This is a genomic window from Pseudomonas sp. B3G-3 (assembly GCF_028640915.1).
Taxonomy (GTDB): Bacteria; Pseudomonadota; Gammaproteobacteria; order Pseudomonadales; family Pseudomonadaceae; genus Aquipseudomonas; species Aquipseudomonas chlororaphis_I.
Window position 1 is genome coordinate 155,303 of record NZ_JAQZAB010000121.1, and the last position, 15,280, is coordinate 170,582.

The window sequence follows — 15,280 nt, forward strand, 5'->3', positions numbered from 1 at the left end:
TTCCCCACAACCGGCAAAGTGCTGTTACCTGCAAACCATTGAATTCAACGAACGCGACGCAGATAGCCATCCGGCGCCACGGTGATCAGCAGCTTGTTCTGCATCTGGTAGTCGATCTCGAAGTCGCGGTTCTCTTCCAGGTAGGCCCAGACCGCGGTTTTCGGGTTGTCGCCCGGGCCCCATGGACGGTCCGGGAAGAAGTCCGCCGGCATGTCCTCGACCACGGTGTCCATCACCACGCAGTAGCTGTCCACCGACACCAGCGGCGCATACAGGCGCAGCTCTTCGAGCACGTGCTCGTGGGTGTGGTTGGAGTCCAGGACCAGGATGACTTTCTTGCCCGCGGCCGCGGCACGCACCTGCTCGGCAATCGCCGGATCGATGCTCGAGCCTTCGATCATCTTGATCCGCTTGCTCATCGGATGGCTTTCGATGGCTTCGCGGTTATGGGCGCGGATATCCAGGTCGATGCCCAGCACTTCGCCGTGGCCCTGCAGTTCGAGCAGCGAGGCGTAGTAGATGATCGAGCCACCGTGGGCGATGCCGCATTCGATCACCAGGTCCGGCTTGACCCGCCAGATGATCTCCTGCATGGCCATCATGTCCTGGGGCAGCTGGATGATCGGGCGGCCCATCCAGGAGAAGTGATAGCTGTACTTGTGGCCGGCGGACTCGTTGAAGAAGTCGCGCGCCAGGCCCTTGAGTTTCTGGTCTTCGCCCTGGGCGCGGATCTGCGCCTGGCACTCGGCTTCGAAGGCTTGGTTGATGCTGTTGTCGGTCATGGTCGGGTCTCAATAAACGTCATTGGAACGAAGCGCTGTCGACTGCGTGATAGACATAACGCCCATCGGTCATGCGCTTGATTTCGTCGAGATAGTTGGAATTCATCACAAACAGGTTGGCGCCCTCGGGCAAGGTCGCCATGACCTCTTCGGGGGACGACACGCGGGCGCCGCTCAGGGGCAGATAACGGCCCTGCTTGGCCGGATTGATATCCACCACCTGGTCCACCGAAACGCCCGCGCGCTGCAGGAACAGCGAATAGATCACGCCCTTGGACGACGCGCCCCAGATCGCCGAACCCGCCTCGGGCTGGGCCTGGATGATCTGCTTGGCGCGCTCGATGCTGGCGGTGAAATCCAGCGGCATCTCCAGGCGCTCGACCGCTGTCTCGCCCGGCTCACGCAAGGTGCCGAGGTCGGCCACCACGTACAGGTACTGGCCGCCGAACAGGTGACCGGCTTCGTGCACGGTGCCGAACATCCGCCGCAGGTCATCCAGGCGGAAGTAGTTCACATGCTCGTAGAACACGTCGAACCAGGCGCGATGCTCGACGATCCAGTCGAAGCACGGTACTTCGATGTAGATCTGCCCGCCCTGGTTGGCCTCGGCCATCTCCGCCAGGAACGCCCGCGGGTCGGCGATATGCTCCAGCACATGGCGCAACACCACGGCATCGGCCGACAGGCCCAGGCCACGGGTAAAGGGCGCCTTGATCACATCGGCGTTATCGCCCTCGTAGGCCGGGTCGATGCCGGTAATGCGGTAGCCCCGCTCACGCAGCAGCTCGAGGAAATAGCCCTTGCCGCAACCGACCTCGATCAACTCGCGGCCCTTGAAATGCCGGGCGATGATGCCCTCGACATCCTGCAGGTGGCGCTGGAACTGCGCCGAGTGGGCCTGCTCGTTCTGGTAGTCGCTGTCGTAGCTCAGCTTGTCGGGGTCGAAAGCCTGGTTGAAGATCAGGCCGCTCTCCTCGTCCTGCACCAGCACCATGTCGGCAGAGGCCGACGCCCTGGCGCTCTGCGCGTCGGCGAAGGTGCGGTTCTGCAGCACCGGCAGGTCCATGACCCGATACAACTCATGCCCCATGTTCTGCTCCCAATAGTTGTTGCAGGCGCTGGTTCGCCCCCCAGAACGCCATGGGCTCATGGGCGGGATAGGGGTAATGCCCCAGGTTCAGGCGGATCATCGAGCCGCGCTCGCGCACCCGTCGTTCGACCAGCGCACGAACCGATATCGGCTGGCCGCTGGAACAGTTGACCACCCCGGAAAAATCCCGCCGTTGCAGCAGCGCTGCAAGGCTGGCGGCGGCGTCCTCGATGGCCAGGTAATCGCGCAGCTGTTCGCCGGCGGACATGTCGAACACCGCATCGCCGGCGTCGATCGCCCGGTCCAGGGCGGCCAGCAGGCTGTTGGGGTTCTGCCCAACACCATGCAGATAGAACAGCCGCGCCCATTGCAAGGTGAAAGGCAGCTGCTGCTGCAGGTTTTCCAGGAACAGCCGCAAGCTGTGCTTGGCCAACCCATAGGGATTACTCGGCTGCGCCGGTGTCTGCTCGTCGAGCGGACCGCTCTGCATACCGTATTCGAAACAGGTACCGGTGATCATGACCTGGGGCACGCCCGCCTCGACCGCGGCCTTGATGAACCGGTAGTCGGCCATCAGGTTGTGCTCGAGATGGAACAGCGCCTTGTAGTTCGGCAGCCCCGGCCAGGCCAGGTGCGCCAGGGCATCGACGCCGTCGACCAGGGAGGCGATATCGCTATCGACGGCATGCACGTCCGCGGCCACCCGCTCCACCGCTCCAGCCCAGGGCATGGCGGCCAGCTTTTGTGGATCACGAGCCAGCGCCCGCACCTGGCAACCACGGGCCAGCAAGGCGGCGACCAGATGCCGACCGACAAACCCGCTGGCCCCGGTGACCAGTACCTTCAAGCCACTCACAGCAGCTTCAACTCGGGCACGGCGATCACGAAGCGCCCGCCCCACTGCCGAACGTGAGCCAGCTGCTCGCTGACTTCCGACAGCAGGTTCCACGGCAGCACCAGCACATAGTCCGGGCGCTCGCTGTCGATACGCTCTGGCGCAACCACCGGAATCCGGCTGCCAGGCAGGAACTTGCCCTGCTTGTGCGGGCTGGCGTCGGCGACCCAGGCCAGCAGGTCCGGCTTGACCCCGGCGTAATTGAGCAAGGTGTTGCCCTTGGCCGCGGCGCCGTAACCCACCACGCGCTTGCCTTCGGCCTTGGCCTGGAGCAGGAAGCGCAGCAGGTCATGCTTGATGCGCTCGGCGGCCGGCGCCAGGGTTGCGTAGTACTCGGGGGTCTTCACGCCCGCGTCGAACTCGGTTTGCAACTGCTGCTGCACCGCCGGTTGCACGGCGCGGCGTTCGCCGTCCTTGCGCTGGACGAAAACCCGCAGCGAACCGCCATGGGTCGGCAGCTGGCTGACGTCGAAGACTTCCAGTCCGTTGCGCTCGCACAGTGCCTGCACCGCGGTCAGGGACAGATAGGAATAGTGTTCGTGATATAGGGTGTCGAACTGCGCGCCGGCCATCAGCGTCAGCAGTTGCGGGAATTCGAAGGTGGCCACGCCGGTCGGCTTGAGCAGCGTCGCGAAACCACCGAGGAAATCGTTGATGTCCGGTACATGGGCCAGCACATTGTTGGCCGCCATCAGGTCCGCCGCCCAGCCTTGGTTTTTCAGCTGCGCGGCGGTGTCGCGACCGAAGAACAGCTCACGAATCTCCAGGCCTTTTTCCCGCGCGGCTTGCGCGGTGCTGCGGGTCGGCTCGACGCCCAGGCATTTGATCCCGCGAGCGGCCACGTACTGCAACAGGTAACCGTCGTTGGCGGCGACTTCCACCACACGGCTGTCAGCCGTCAAGCCAAAGCGCTCGACCATCTCGGCCACATAGCGCTCGGCGTGGGCCAGCCAAGTGCTGGAGAACGAACTGAAATAGGCGTATTCGGCATCGAACAGGCTTTCGGCGCTGGTGTAATCCTCGGTCTGTACCAGCCAGCATTGCTGGCACACGGCAACCTTCAGCGGCACCCATTGCTCGGCCTGTTCAAGACGCTCGGCATGCACATAGGCGTTGGACGGTGGTGAGGTGCCGAGGTCGATCAACGGCAGGCTCAGCGGTGCGGCGCACCCACGGCAGTTCATAGACGCACTCCAGCAAAGTGTTGATCGAGCGCGGGATGGCTGGAATCCCGGGCCGACAGATTATTGACAGGCAACGGCCAGGCAATCGCCAGCCGTGGATCATTCACCGACAGACCGCCCTCGTGCTCCGGCGTGTAATCGGCGCTGTGCAGGTAGAGCAGCTCGGCGTCGTCGGTGAGGGTCTGAAAACCGTGGGCGAATCCGGCCGGGATCAGCAGGCTGCGGCCATCGCCGGCCTTCAAGTGCTCGCCGTGCCAGTGCAGAAAGGTCTCGGAGTCCGGACGCAGATCCACCGCCACATCCCACACCTCGCCGCGCAGGCAGGTAATCAGCTTGGCTTCCGGCGCATTGGCGTTCTGGTAATGCAGACCGCGCACACTGCCCTTCTCGCGGGTACAGGAATGGTTGATCTGGCGGATATGAAACTCGCTGCCGAATGCACTCAGACTGCCTTCGCAGAACAGCCGGGCGAAGTGTCCGCGCTGATCTTCGAAGCGTTTGTGCTGGACGCTGAACAGCCCGGCCAGCGGCAGCTGTTTCAAGGAAAACTCGCTCACAGCGCGCCCCGGTACAGATTCAGTTGAGCGAGGGTCACAGCGCGCATATCGTCGCCACGTTGCCAGGCCAGGTGCCAATCCAGGGTCTGCGCCAGGCATTGCTGCAGCGACCAGCGCGGTTGCCAGGCCAGCAGCTGGCGTGCGCGGCTGCTGTCCAGGCGCAACAGGCCGGCCTCGTGCAGGTCGCTCGGTTCGATGCGCAAGCCGGGGGCCGCCGGCCAGCGCGCGGCCAGCAACTCGACCACTTCGCCGACGCTGCACATGTCCACTTCGCTTGGCCCGAAGTTCCAGGCCCCGGCGAACTGCGGCCCTTGTTCGTAGAGCCCGGCGGCCAGTTGCAGGTAGCCGGCCAGTGGCTCCAGGGCGTGCTGCCACGGGCGCACCGCCTGCGGGTAGCGCAGGGTCACCGGCTCGTCGGCCGACCAGGCCTTGAGCACATCGGGAATCAGCCGTTCCGGGGCAAAGTCGCCGCCGCCCAGCACGTTGCCGGCACGCGCGGTGGCCAGGGCCAGGCCATGCTCGGCATAACACTCGGCCGGGAAGAATGAGGCGGCATAGGACTGCGCCAGCAATTCGCAGCACGCCTTGCTGCTGCTGTAGGGGTCATGCCCACCCAGGGCTTCGTTTTCGCGGTAGGGCCACAGCCATTCCTGGTTGGCGTAGACCTTGTCGGTGGTCACCAGCACGCAGGCGCGCACGCCGCCGACCTGGCGGATCGCTTCCAGCAGGTTCAGGGTGCCCATCACGTTGCTCGAGTAAGTACCCAGCGGGTCGCGATAGCCCTCGCGCACCAGCGGTTGCGCCGCCAGGTGCAGGACGATTTCCGGCTGCGTCTCGGCGATCAGCTCCAGCAAGGCGCCAAGATCGCGCAGGTCGCCACGCTGGTCGTTGATGCCCTCGGCGACCCGCGCCAGCTCGAACAGACTCGGCTCGGTCGCAGGGTCCAGGGAAAAACCGCTGACTTCGGCCCCCAGGCTTTGCAGCCACAGGGTCAGCCAGCTGCCCTTGAAGCCGGTGTGGCCGGTCAGCAGGACCCGCTTGCCGCGCCAGAATTGCGGGCTCAGTCCCATTGCTTCCATGGGGCCTCCCCACTCTGCCAGAGCTGCTCCAGGTGGTTCTTGTCACGCAGGGTGTCCATCGGATGCCAGAAGCCGTCGTGCTGGAAGGCGTGCAACTGGCCTTGCCGGGCCAGGGTAGTCAGCGGCTCGGCTTCCCACACCGTGTCGTCGGCGCTCAGCAGCGGCAACACCTTGGGCGACAGCACGAAGAAGCCACCGTTGATCCAGCCACCCTCACCGCGGGGCTTTTCGGTAAAGCCCAGGACGCTGTCGCCGTCGCGCTCCAGAGCGCCGTAACGGCCGGGCGGCTGCACCGCGGTGACGGTCGCGTGCTTGCCGTGGGCCAGGTGGAAGTCCACCAGGGCGCCGATATTCAGGTCGGACACACCGTCGCCGTAGGTGAAGCAGAAGGCTTCTTCGTTCTCCAGGTAACGCCCGGCCCGGCGCAGACGGCCGCCGGTCATGGTTTCCTCACCGGTGTCGATCAGCGTCACGCGCCAGGGCTCGCTGTAGTTCTGGTGAACGTCCATGCGGTTTTCCCGCATGTCGAAGGTGACATCGGAGGTGTGCAGAAAGTAGTTGGCGAAGAAGTCCTTGATCGCGTACCCCTTGTAGCCCAGGCAGATCACGAAGTCGTGAATGCCGTGGGCGGAGTACTGCTTCATGATGTGCCAGAGAATTGGCTTGCCACCAATCTCGATCATCGGCTTGGGCTTGAGATGGGACTCCTCGCTGATGCGCGTACCCAGGCCACCCGCCAAAATAACTGCCTTCATCGTCTCCCCTCTTGTTCGTCACAGGGCTCTGCCAAGCTGTACCGAGCTTTTTGCGGGCCTTCTGGATAAAACCTTGTGCCGTTGACGGCGTTTCGCGGGTCAGCGAAAACGCTCGTTTTATGGCGATATCGAGGGGGGCTTGCAGGAAACGCGCCAGCTCCTGGGTCCCGGGTCCATGACCCTGGGGCTGTGGAATAGGCCATGGGACAGTACGACAAGAGGTGCTTGAGCGGCGAAACCTGCCCCTGAATCGCCGCCATAAAAAAGCCAGGCGTCTAAGCCTGGCTGGTTGTGTTCCCGCACCCCATCAATCCGGCAGCCACCCCTGCAGCCATAGATTCAGGTTGTTGCCCCGCAGCATGTAGTCGCGCAGGACTTCTTCGCGCAGCGCATCGCCCATGCGGTAGCTGGCGTCGGGGTCGGCCAGGTGCATGCGGATCGCCTCGATCCACTCCTGGGTGCTGTTACTCACGACCTTGGTACACGGCAGGTAGCCGCGATAGGCCTCGGTGTCGGTGCAGATCACCGGGTAACCGCAGGCACCGTATTCCAACAGGCGCAGGTTGCTCTTGCAGTCGTTGAAGATGTGAAACTCCAGCGGCGCCAGGGCCAGGTCGAGGTTGAGGCTGGCCAGTTTGAACGGGTAGGCCTGCAGACTAATGACGGAGTGGAACTCATGGACATAAGGCCGCAGCTCGTCCGGACACATGCCGAAGAACACCCACTCGACTTCATTGGCCAGCTCACGCACCACATCGACAATAATTTCCAGGTCGCCGGTGTGGCTGGTCCCTCCCCCCCAGCCTACCCGTGGCTTGCTCGAGGTGCCGCGGCGGCTGGTCAGACTGCCCCAGGGATCGACCGGCAGCATGTTCGGCACGATCCGGATATCGCTGTGCATTCCCGACAGCGTATCGGCCAGCGGTTGCGTGGTGACCACTACCCGATCACACAGAGCAATGCTCTGGCGCAGCATTTCTTCGGTATTGACCGGCGTGTTGCGCGCATGGGAGTTTTTCTTCGGCGCGCTGATCACGTAGTCGTCCAGCTCGAATACCCTCAGGGCACTGGAGTAGTTTTTCATACGCTGGATATCGCTCTCCGCGCCGCCGCTGTAGCGACATTGCAGAATGATCGAATCGGGGGACAGGCGCTCAATCTCCACACTCGACGGGGACTCATAGGCGAACCGACCGAGCAGCCGCCCTTCCTCTTCCAGCGCCATGAGGGGCGCGGTCACCCGGTAATGGCCCACTGCCGTTTTGGTTACCGGCAAGCCGAGCACCAGCGGCAAGGCCCGGGTCGAGAACGGGTTCCAGTTGTCGCGCAGCCCCACCTCCAGGCTGAAGCTGGAATACCCCAGGCTCAGGGCCGGGTTGTAGGCCGGATCGCGGGCGACCAGAGGCATCCAGCGGCGATAGAAGGTGTCGTGCTCGCGCTCCTGTCGCTCCAGGGCTCCTGGCGCTTGCGGCGCCTGCTCGACGGGCGCCAGCATCAAGCTGGCATAGGGCGTCCAGACCACCAGGTAACCGTCGCGGTTGACCCGCAGGCACAGGTCGACATCACTCAGCCCCCGGGAATAGCTGACCTCATCCAGCTGGCCGACACTGTCAAAGACTTCCTTGCGCACCATCAGACAATCGCCACTGACCGCACTCCAGCTCTGCGGCACCTGCAAGCGCTGCATGTAACCGCGGGCGCTGGCGGCCTCGCCTTGGAACGGCGAACTGGCAGCGCCGGCCAGGCCAAGGATCAGCCCCGCATGCACAATCGAGCCGTCCAGGCCGAGCATCCGTGCTCCCACCACGCCGACTTCCGGCCGCCGGGCGTGATTGAGCAGTTCGTCCAGCCAGTCGCCGGAGCAGATCAGGGCATTGGCGCTGAGCAACAGCAGGTATTCGCCGCGCGCCTGTTGCGCTGCGTAATTGCGTACCGCCGCCTCAGTGCCGCTGCCGGCGAACGGCAACACCCGCAGCATGTCGGCGCCCAGCTGCGCCATCGCCTCCAGCCAAGCGGCCATGGCCGGGTCGCGGCTGCCGCTATCGACGATCAGGATCTCGTAATGGCTGTAGGCAGTCTTTTCGATCAGGCTTTCGGTGCAGCGCTGCAAGGCCGCCAGCGAATCGCCGGCCTGGATGATGATCGACACCAGCGGCCGCTGCGGGAACAGGTAGTCGATGTGGTTGAGCAGCGGCAATTCGTCATGACGAATCCGGTGCTCGACGCCGATCCTGTCCAGATGCGCACCGACCAGGCCGGCGTTGCCCTCGATCACTTCGGGCAGCGACAGCCAGTCGGCGAAATTGTATGGGCTCTCGACCTGGATCTCGGCAATGTGTCCGATGGTCTGTGGCCCCGCCTCTTCCACCAGGCGCCACAGCACGTCATGGGGGGCCAGTTCGCCGAAGGCCGGATCGAAACCGCCCAGAGCCAGAAAACGTTCGCGCTCGAATGCCAGCATCCGGCCGACATAGGGGTAACCGCGCATCAGGTCCAGGTTGAAGTCCGGCTTGAACACCGGATCGCTGGACTCGCCCTCGATCCGCGCGCCTTCATCGCTGTAGATGCACAGCGCGCCCGGCGTCGCGGCGATGCGCTCGGCGAGGATCAGCAGCGCCGATTCCTGGAGCAGGTCGCCGGCGCGCAGCAGGTAAAACCAGTGGCAACCTTCCAGCTGCGGCACCAGCGCATTGAGCTGCTGCGGCCACGGTGTTTCCAGTGGCAGTTGCAGCACGCGTTCGTGCTCCGCGCATTCGGCATTGGACAGGACCAGGATTGCCTGCGGCGCATACAGCTGCTGCGCCAGGCTTTGCAAGGTCGACTCCAGTGCCACACCATCCGCATCCACATCGATCACCACGGGCACGATCTGCGGTCGCGCTGACCAGCTGGCGATACGCTGTGGCAGATGGCGTTTCTCGGTCTCGCTGAAACGCCGGATCGCCAGCCACTCCTGGTAGAAGTCGGCATAACTTTCGCTCTCGCCGCCGACCCGACCACTGACCACGGTGTTGCGGTTGCCGAGCACCCGGGTCACGCAGAGTTCGTCCCACTGCCAGGATGGCTCGGACATTTTTGCCAGGTCGACGCAACGCACCCAGCCCGAGGCCGGGGCCGACTCGCCGCTGCGCGCGGCGAGCATCTGCGCCAGCCAGTCCCATTCGATCTTCTCCGCCCGCTGCATTTCCGGCTGCTTGCTCAAGCGTTCCGGATACAGGCGCTCGGTGCTCAGCACAGTGTTAAGTAGCGCCAGGTTGCCACGCCGCATCAGGCACACGAACAGCGCCAGATCCAGCAACGCGAGGAAACCTGCGCCCTCCTGGGTCAAGGCTGGCAACAGCTCGAGCACGTCGGCGCGACGCATCAGGGTCGAACTGAAATTGCCAAGGAAGTTGCGTGGCGTGCTCTCGAGGATCGCCAGCATGTCGTCGCCCTTGAGCATGGCGTCGTTCGGCGACAGCCGGGCGTTCTCGACCCGCGGCGGCAGAATGAAGTTACCGGCATCGCTCATCATGCGCAGGGCGCAGACCAGATTGATCTCGGGATGATCGACCAGCACCTGGGCCTGCAGGGCGATGCTCGGGGCGAACAGGCGATCGTCGTCACAGAGGATCTTGATCAGCTCGCCCCGCGCCTCTTCGACACAGCGCAGCAGGTTCTTCTGCAGGCCCAGGCGTTGTGGGTTGCGCAGATAACGCACCGGATGGGGAGGCTCTACGATGGCCTCGACCACCTCACGAATCTCGTCGCCGGCCGAGTCGTCGCAGATGACGATTTCGACCCGCTCCCAGGTCTGGGCCAGCGCACTCTCGAACGCCTGGCTGAAGAAGCGCGGATTGAAGGCTGGGATGACGATGCTGACTAGAGGGCGTTGATTCACGGCGGGAAACTCTCGAGCGGCGGGCCCGGCCTGGTCAGGCGCGGGCCCCGGAACCGCTTAATGAAGACGGTTGACGGCTCGACGGCGCGGCCGCGCTCACAGGAGCGCGACCGGCTCAGGCTCAGACCTTGTTGAACAGGCCCAGCTGGGCAATCTTGCTGAAGGCCAGTTGCGAAGCTTGCAGCATGGTCTGTTGCAGGGTCAGGCGGGTCATCACCTCGGCCGGGTCGGAATCGCGGATCGCCGACTGGGTCTGGGTGTTGGCCGCGCTCAGGCTCAGGTTGGTCTCGTTCTGGATATCCAGCGCCGAACCCCGGCCGCCGATGTCGCTGACCGCGCTCGCCACCTGGTTGGCGCCGCTGGCCAGGTTGGCCATCCCCGCCTGCAACCCGGCGTTGAGTTTCTGGATGGCGATCGGATCACCGTTGGTGGGGGTATCCAGCACGGTACGCAGTTGGTGAATGGTGTCGAGGACGTTCTGGGTCTGGTGGTTGTTGACCGCCACCACATACTGGTCGCCCGCCGCCGGGGTACCGCTGAAGGTGAAGTTCACACCAGACGCGGTGGCGGTGGAGCCGGCCATGGTGCCGGTGGAAACCGGCTTGCTGTCAGCAGTCAACGGCGACGCATACAGCTCGTAGTCGGTGGCGCTGGTGAACTTGAGGATCGCACCGCCGCTCGGGAAGCTGGCGTTGTAGGCGTTGTTGTTGCTGACGCTGGCACCAGTCACCACCGCGGTCGACGGGTTGCCCGGGCTGCGCGAGACATTGAAGGAGTCGGGCTTGGCCGCCAGGGTGAAGCTGTGACCGGCGATCTCCGTGTTCGGGGGGGTGGCATCGCCGGGTTTCAGGTTGATGCTCAGGCGCAGATCGACGCCACGGAAACTGACGGTCTGTGCCTCGGCGCCCTTGCTGGAGGAGAAGGAGCCATTCTGGCTGGCCTCGGACGTCACGTCGTTGCCGGCGCTGTCGGTGATCTTGAACTGAGTGCTGCTGAGGAAGCTGATGGTGTACGGCTCGCCGCTGCGGAACTCGCTGTTGTACTTCGGATTCGAAGACACCTGGCCGTTGGACAGCGTCACCCGACCGTCATCCACTGCCGGGGCAGTCATGCTGACCTGGCTGCGGCTGGTGTTGATGGCTTGCTGGAAGGCGGCCCAGCCGGTGGTGTTGGTGGCCATGGACATGGTGTCGCCCACTGGCAGGTTCAGCGTGGTCTGGTCGCCGTTGTAGCTGTAGGTGCCGTCGGAGTTGCGGGTGAACGGCACGGTGTCGCCCTGGGAACCGGCAAAGATGTATTTGCCGTTTTCGTCCTGGGTGTTCATCAGGCTCAATAGCTGCTCTTCGATCTGCGCCAGTTCGGCGGCATTGGCCTTGCGGTCATCGTCGGTGTAACCGGCGTTGCCAGCTCCGCTCGCCAGTTCCTGGGCACGTGCCAGAACGTTGGTGATGCTGGTCAGGACCGATTCGGCCTGGCCCAGGGATGCCTTGATCGAGGTGGTGTTGGCCGAGTACTGGCTCAACAGCGAAGCCTGCTGGCCCAGTTGCAGCAGGCGCGAGGCGCCTACCGGATCGTCGGCCGCGGTGTTGACGCGAACCAGGCTGCTGGCCTCTTCGCTGCTCTTGACCACATTGGCGAAGTTCTTCTGGTAGTTGGCAGCCGAGGACTCGTAAAACTGGGCGGTGGAAATACGCATGGACTACGACTCCTTAAAGGCTGTTGATCAGGGTGGCGAAGGTTTCCTGCGCCGCCTTGATGATTTGCGAGGACGCGGTGTAGTACTGCTGGTACTTGACCAGGTTGCCGGTCTCCTCATCCAGGTCGACCCCGGACAACGAGTCCCGCGCGCCCTTGGCGTTGGCCAGGATCGCCTCGGTGGCCGCACTGTCGAGCTTGCCCTGGCTGGCCTTGGCACCGACGTTCTCCACCAGCTTGCCGTAGGCGTCGACCAGGGTGATGCCCTTGCTGGCCGAACCAGTATCCACGGTCTGCTTGGTCTGTAGCCCCGCCAGCGCGATGCCGTTGCGGTTGTCGGTGGAACCGGCGCCGTTGAACTTGACGTTCAGTCCTTCGCCGTCCTTCGGCGAGCCGGCGACGCTCATTTCCACGGTGAAGGTTTTCTGCACCGGCGGTGTGCCGCCGTCGGTGATCGGGTTGCCGCTGGCATCGACCATCTTGATCTGCAGGTTCAGCGTGTTGTTCTGCCCCGGTACGATCGAACCGGTGCCCATCAACGTGCCCTTGGCATCGTAGTACTTGTAGCCCTGGCTACCGCCCGCGGGGGCGTCGAAGACCAGCTTGACCGGTACCGAGTTCTTGATCGCGGTCTGCATCTCGGCGTTGGCGGCCGAGTTGTAGATGTCCAGCGCCGGCTTGACTGTCGGCAGGCCTGGAATGCTCAGCGAACCGGTGGCCCCTGGCAGCACTTCGGCATTCAGCGGCGCGGCGATGGCCAGGCGCTTGGCGTCGGTCAGTTCGGTCTTGATCGTGGTCGCCGCGTTGCGGGTCGGGGTGATCTTGAAACTGTCGCCGGCACTCATCGCCCCGCCGTTGAGGCTCAGGGTGAAACCGTCGATCACCGGTGGCGGCGTGGTGGTGGTGCTGAACGCGCCCAGGCTGGTGCCGTCGGAGCGCTTGACGGTGTAGTCGGTGGCGCTGGTGAAGGTCACCTGGTAGTCGCTGATGGTCAGCTTGCCGGTGTCCTTGATGGTCACATCGAGGTTGCCCGAGCCGGCGCTGTTGTTGCCGTTGGCAATGCTGCGCTGGCTGATCAGGGCCGCACTGTTGATGTTGTTGAACAGCGCCGCGCCAAACTCGCCGTTCTTGTCGATACCTTGTCCGAGCTGGCTGTTGACCTGGTCGGCGATCACCAGGGCCACGCGCCCCAGTTCGTTCATCGCCGGGTCCAGCACCTCGTTGCGATAGCGCAACAGGCCGCCGATCTCGCCACCGGTGACCACCGAGGTCACATCGATAGTGCTCGAGCCGCGATTGAGTTGCAGCGAAGAACGGGTCGGGTCGGTCTTGCCAGGGACCACTTCCAGCTTGCTGGTGGTGTTACCCACGACCAGCGGCTGGCCGCTGCCCAGGTACAGATCGACGCTCGAACCGCGCTCCGAGACATCCACCTTGACGAACTGCGACAGCTGGCGCAGCGTCTCGTTGCGCGCGTCGAGCAGGTCGTTGGGCATGCCGCCGCCGCTGGAGACTTCGGAAATCTTCTGGTTCAGCTGGGCAACAGTGGCCGCCAGCTTGTTGACCTGGTCAGCCATGCTGCTCAGGTTGCCGTTGATGTTGGCGTTCTGCTCGTTCAACTGGCTGGAAACGGAATTGAAGCGGTTGCTCAGGGCTTGCGCGTCGCTGAGCAGCAATTGGCGCGAGGCATCGTCGGCCGGCTTGGCGTTGACGTTCTGCATCGAGGCAAAGAATTTGGTCAGCGCGCCGGTGATGCCGGTGCCGCTGTCCGACAGCAGCTTGTCCACTGGGGTGATCTGGCCCAGGTAGGCGGCGGCATCGCTGTTCAGCGAGGTGGTGGTCTGCAGCTGGGCATCCAGGTAGCTGTTGTACACCCGGCGCACGTCGGCCAGGGTAGTACCGCTGCCGATGAAGACGTTACCGTACTGGTTCGAAGCCTTGCTGCCCTGCACGGTCTGCTGGCGCGAGTAACCGGCGGTATCGGCGTTGGCGATGTTGTTACCCGTGGTCATCAACGACGTTTGGCTGGCTGACAGCCCCGACATCCCGATATTGAGCAAACTCATGATTCAGACCTTATAAATTCGTGGAAGCGCCCGCCGCAGCGTAGTTCTCGTAGCTCTTCATCTGCTTGGCAATCTGCGAAATCTTGCTTGCGTAATCCGGGTCGGTTGCATACCCGGCTTTCTGCAATTCACGTACAAACTGTTCGGGGTTATCGGCCGCCTTCAGCACTTCTTGATAGCGATTGTTGCTCTGCAACAAGGTCACCAGGTCGTGGAAGCTGTCCTGATACGAGGCATAGGAACGGAACTCGGCCGTCTCCTTGACCATCTGCCCATTTCTGAATTCGCTGGTGATCGCCCGCGCCTGGTCGCCCTTCCAACTGCTGCCGGCCTTGATGCCGAACAGGTTGTGGCTGCTGCTACCGTCCTGCTGGCGCATCACCGATTTGCCCCAACCGGTTTCCAGCGCCGCCTGGGCGACCAGGTAGCGAGGATCGACCCCGATGCGGTCGGCGGCCTGCTGCGCCATCGGTAGCATGGTGGCGACGAATTCGTCCGCCGAACTGAAGGCTTTCTTCGCCGGCGCCAACGGTGGCTGGGCCACGGCGCGGCCGTAGATCTGCATGCGTCCGTGCGGCACCGCGGCAAAGCTGCGCGAGCTGTTCTTGACCAGCGCGTCGGTAGCGGCCGTGGTGCGCTCCGGCAAGGCCGTCCGGTTGGTGGCGGCACTGTCGGCCGACGGCACGATGCCCGCCAGCAAGCGATCGGTCAGCTTGCTCGGCAGGGAAATGCGCCGCTGGTTGAGCAGCGCCATATCGTTATGGGTACCGCTGTCGGCGGCGCGCTGTGGCTCCAGCGCACGGGAGGCCCACAACGGACGCTGGCCATTGACCCGCGACAACGGGCCGCCCAATGCCGTGGTGCCGGCAGCGATGGCGGTTGGCGTCGCGACCTTTTCAGTCAGCGCGACCTTTTCAGCCTGGGCACCGGGCAAGGTCGAGGCCGCTGCCGCAGTGGTGGATTTGTTCTTCGACATCTGGCGCATCAGCACATCGGCCAGGCCGATACCACCGCCCTCGCGGGACATGGAAACCGCCAGCTGCTGGTCGTACATTTCCTGGTACTGCTTGGCCGCCGGAGTGTTGAGCGGGTTGTCCTTGCCCAGCGCTTCGGTGGCCGAGCGCATGGACTTGAGCATTTCGTTGAGGAACAGCGACTCGAACTCCTGCGCCACCTTGCGCATGTTGGCGTCGCTGTTCTTGTCGCCGACCTTGAGCTGGTTAAGCCGGTTGAGGTCCGAGTAGGAACCCGAATCGCCGCTGCTGACCAGACCGCTCTTGCGAATATCCATGACCCC

The 15,280-nt window shown here is 63.9% G+C and carries 11 protein-coding genes; all 11 read right to left on the reverse strand.

Features of this window, described 5'->3' with window-relative positions; translation table 11 throughout:
- Positions 1 to 44: 44 nt before the first annotated feature.
- The 11 genes from PVZ80_RS25000 to flgJ all read right to left on the reverse strand — a co-directional run bounded on the left by PVZ80_RS25000 (position 45) and on the right by flgJ (position 15,274).
- Entirely contained in the window at positions 45 to 782 is a 738-nt protein-coding gene (locus tag PVZ80_RS25000; protein ID WP_038631001.1) for a cephalosporin hydroxylase family protein, read from the reverse strand.
- Positions 783 to 801: 19 nt separating this feature from the next.
- Positions 802 to 1,872: a class I SAM-dependent methyltransferase gene (locus PVZ80_RS25005; protein WP_009047683.1), complete on the reverse strand. Its 1,071-nt coding sequence runs from the start codon at positions 1,870 to 1,872 to the stop codon at positions 802 to 804.
- On the reverse strand, positions 1,862 to 2,719 hold the full coding sequence (locus PVZ80_RS25010; RefSeq protein WP_029526187.1) for an NAD-dependent epimerase/dehydratase family protein: 858 nt from the start codon (positions 2,717 to 2,719) through the stop codon (positions 1,862 to 1,864). Before PVZ80_RS25010 ends, PVZ80_RS25005 begins: the two co-directional genes overlap by 11 nt.
- A gap of 5 nt (positions 2,720 to 2,724) precedes the next feature.
- The gene (locus PVZ80_RS25015) at positions 2,725 to 3,951 is read right to left on the reverse strand and encodes a class I SAM-dependent methyltransferase (RefSeq protein WP_273864714.1); all 1,227 of its coding nucleotides are present in this window, start codon (positions 3,949 to 3,951) and stop codon (positions 2,725 to 2,727) included.
- Positions 3,948 to 4,508, reverse strand: a complete 561-nt coding sequence (rfbC, locus tag PVZ80_RS25020) for a dTDP-4-dehydrorhamnose 3,5-epimerase (RefSeq protein WP_273864715.1) — start codon at positions 4,506 to 4,508, stop codon at positions 3,948 to 3,950. The genes PVZ80_RS25015 and rfbC overlap by 4 nt, the downstream gene beginning before the upstream one ends.
- Positions 4,505 to 5,587 carry a CDP-glucose 4,6-dehydratase gene (rfbG, locus tag PVZ80_RS25025; protein WP_273864716.1) on the reverse strand — a complete coding sequence of 361 codons (1,083 nt, stop codon included), beginning with the start codon at positions 5,585 to 5,587 and terminating at the stop codon, positions 4,505 to 4,507. Before rfbG ends, rfbC begins: the two co-directional genes overlap by 4 nt.
- The gene (gene rfbF / locus PVZ80_RS25030) at positions 5,569 to 6,342 is read right to left on the reverse strand and encodes a glucose-1-phosphate cytidylyltransferase (RefSeq protein ID WP_273864717.1); all 774 of its coding nucleotides are present in this window, start codon (positions 6,340 to 6,342) and stop codon (positions 5,569 to 5,571) included. Before rfbF ends, rfbG begins: the two co-directional genes overlap by 19 nt.
- Before the next feature lie 307 nt (positions 6,343 to 6,649).
- Positions 6,650 to 10,222 carry a glycosyltransferase gene (locus PVZ80_RS25035; RefSeq protein ID WP_273864718.1) on the reverse strand — a complete coding sequence of 1,191 codons (3,573 nt, stop codon included), beginning with the start codon at positions 10,220 to 10,222 and terminating at the stop codon, positions 6,650 to 6,652.
- A gap of 121 nt (positions 10,223 to 10,343) precedes the next feature.
- Positions 10,344 to 11,918 (reverse strand): flagellar hook-associated protein 3, encoded by a 1,575-nt coding sequence (locus tag PVZ80_RS25040; protein ID WP_009047677.1) that lies wholly within the window; start codon positions 11,916 to 11,918, stop codon positions 10,344 to 10,346.
- A gap of 13 nt (positions 11,919 to 11,931) precedes the next feature.
- Entirely contained in the window at positions 11,932 to 13,983 is a 2,052-nt protein-coding gene (gene flgK / locus PVZ80_RS25045; RefSeq protein ID WP_009047676.1) for a flagellar hook-associated protein FlgK, read from the reverse strand.
- A gap of 10 nt (positions 13,984 to 13,993) precedes the next feature.
- A complete protein-coding gene (gene flgJ, locus PVZ80_RS25050) occupies positions 13,994 to 15,274 on the reverse strand; it encodes a flagellar assembly peptidoglycan hydrolase FlgJ (RefSeq protein ID WP_009047675.1) in 1,281 nt (426 codons plus the stop codon).
- Between the last annotated feature and the right edge of the window lie 6 nt (positions 15,275 to 15,280).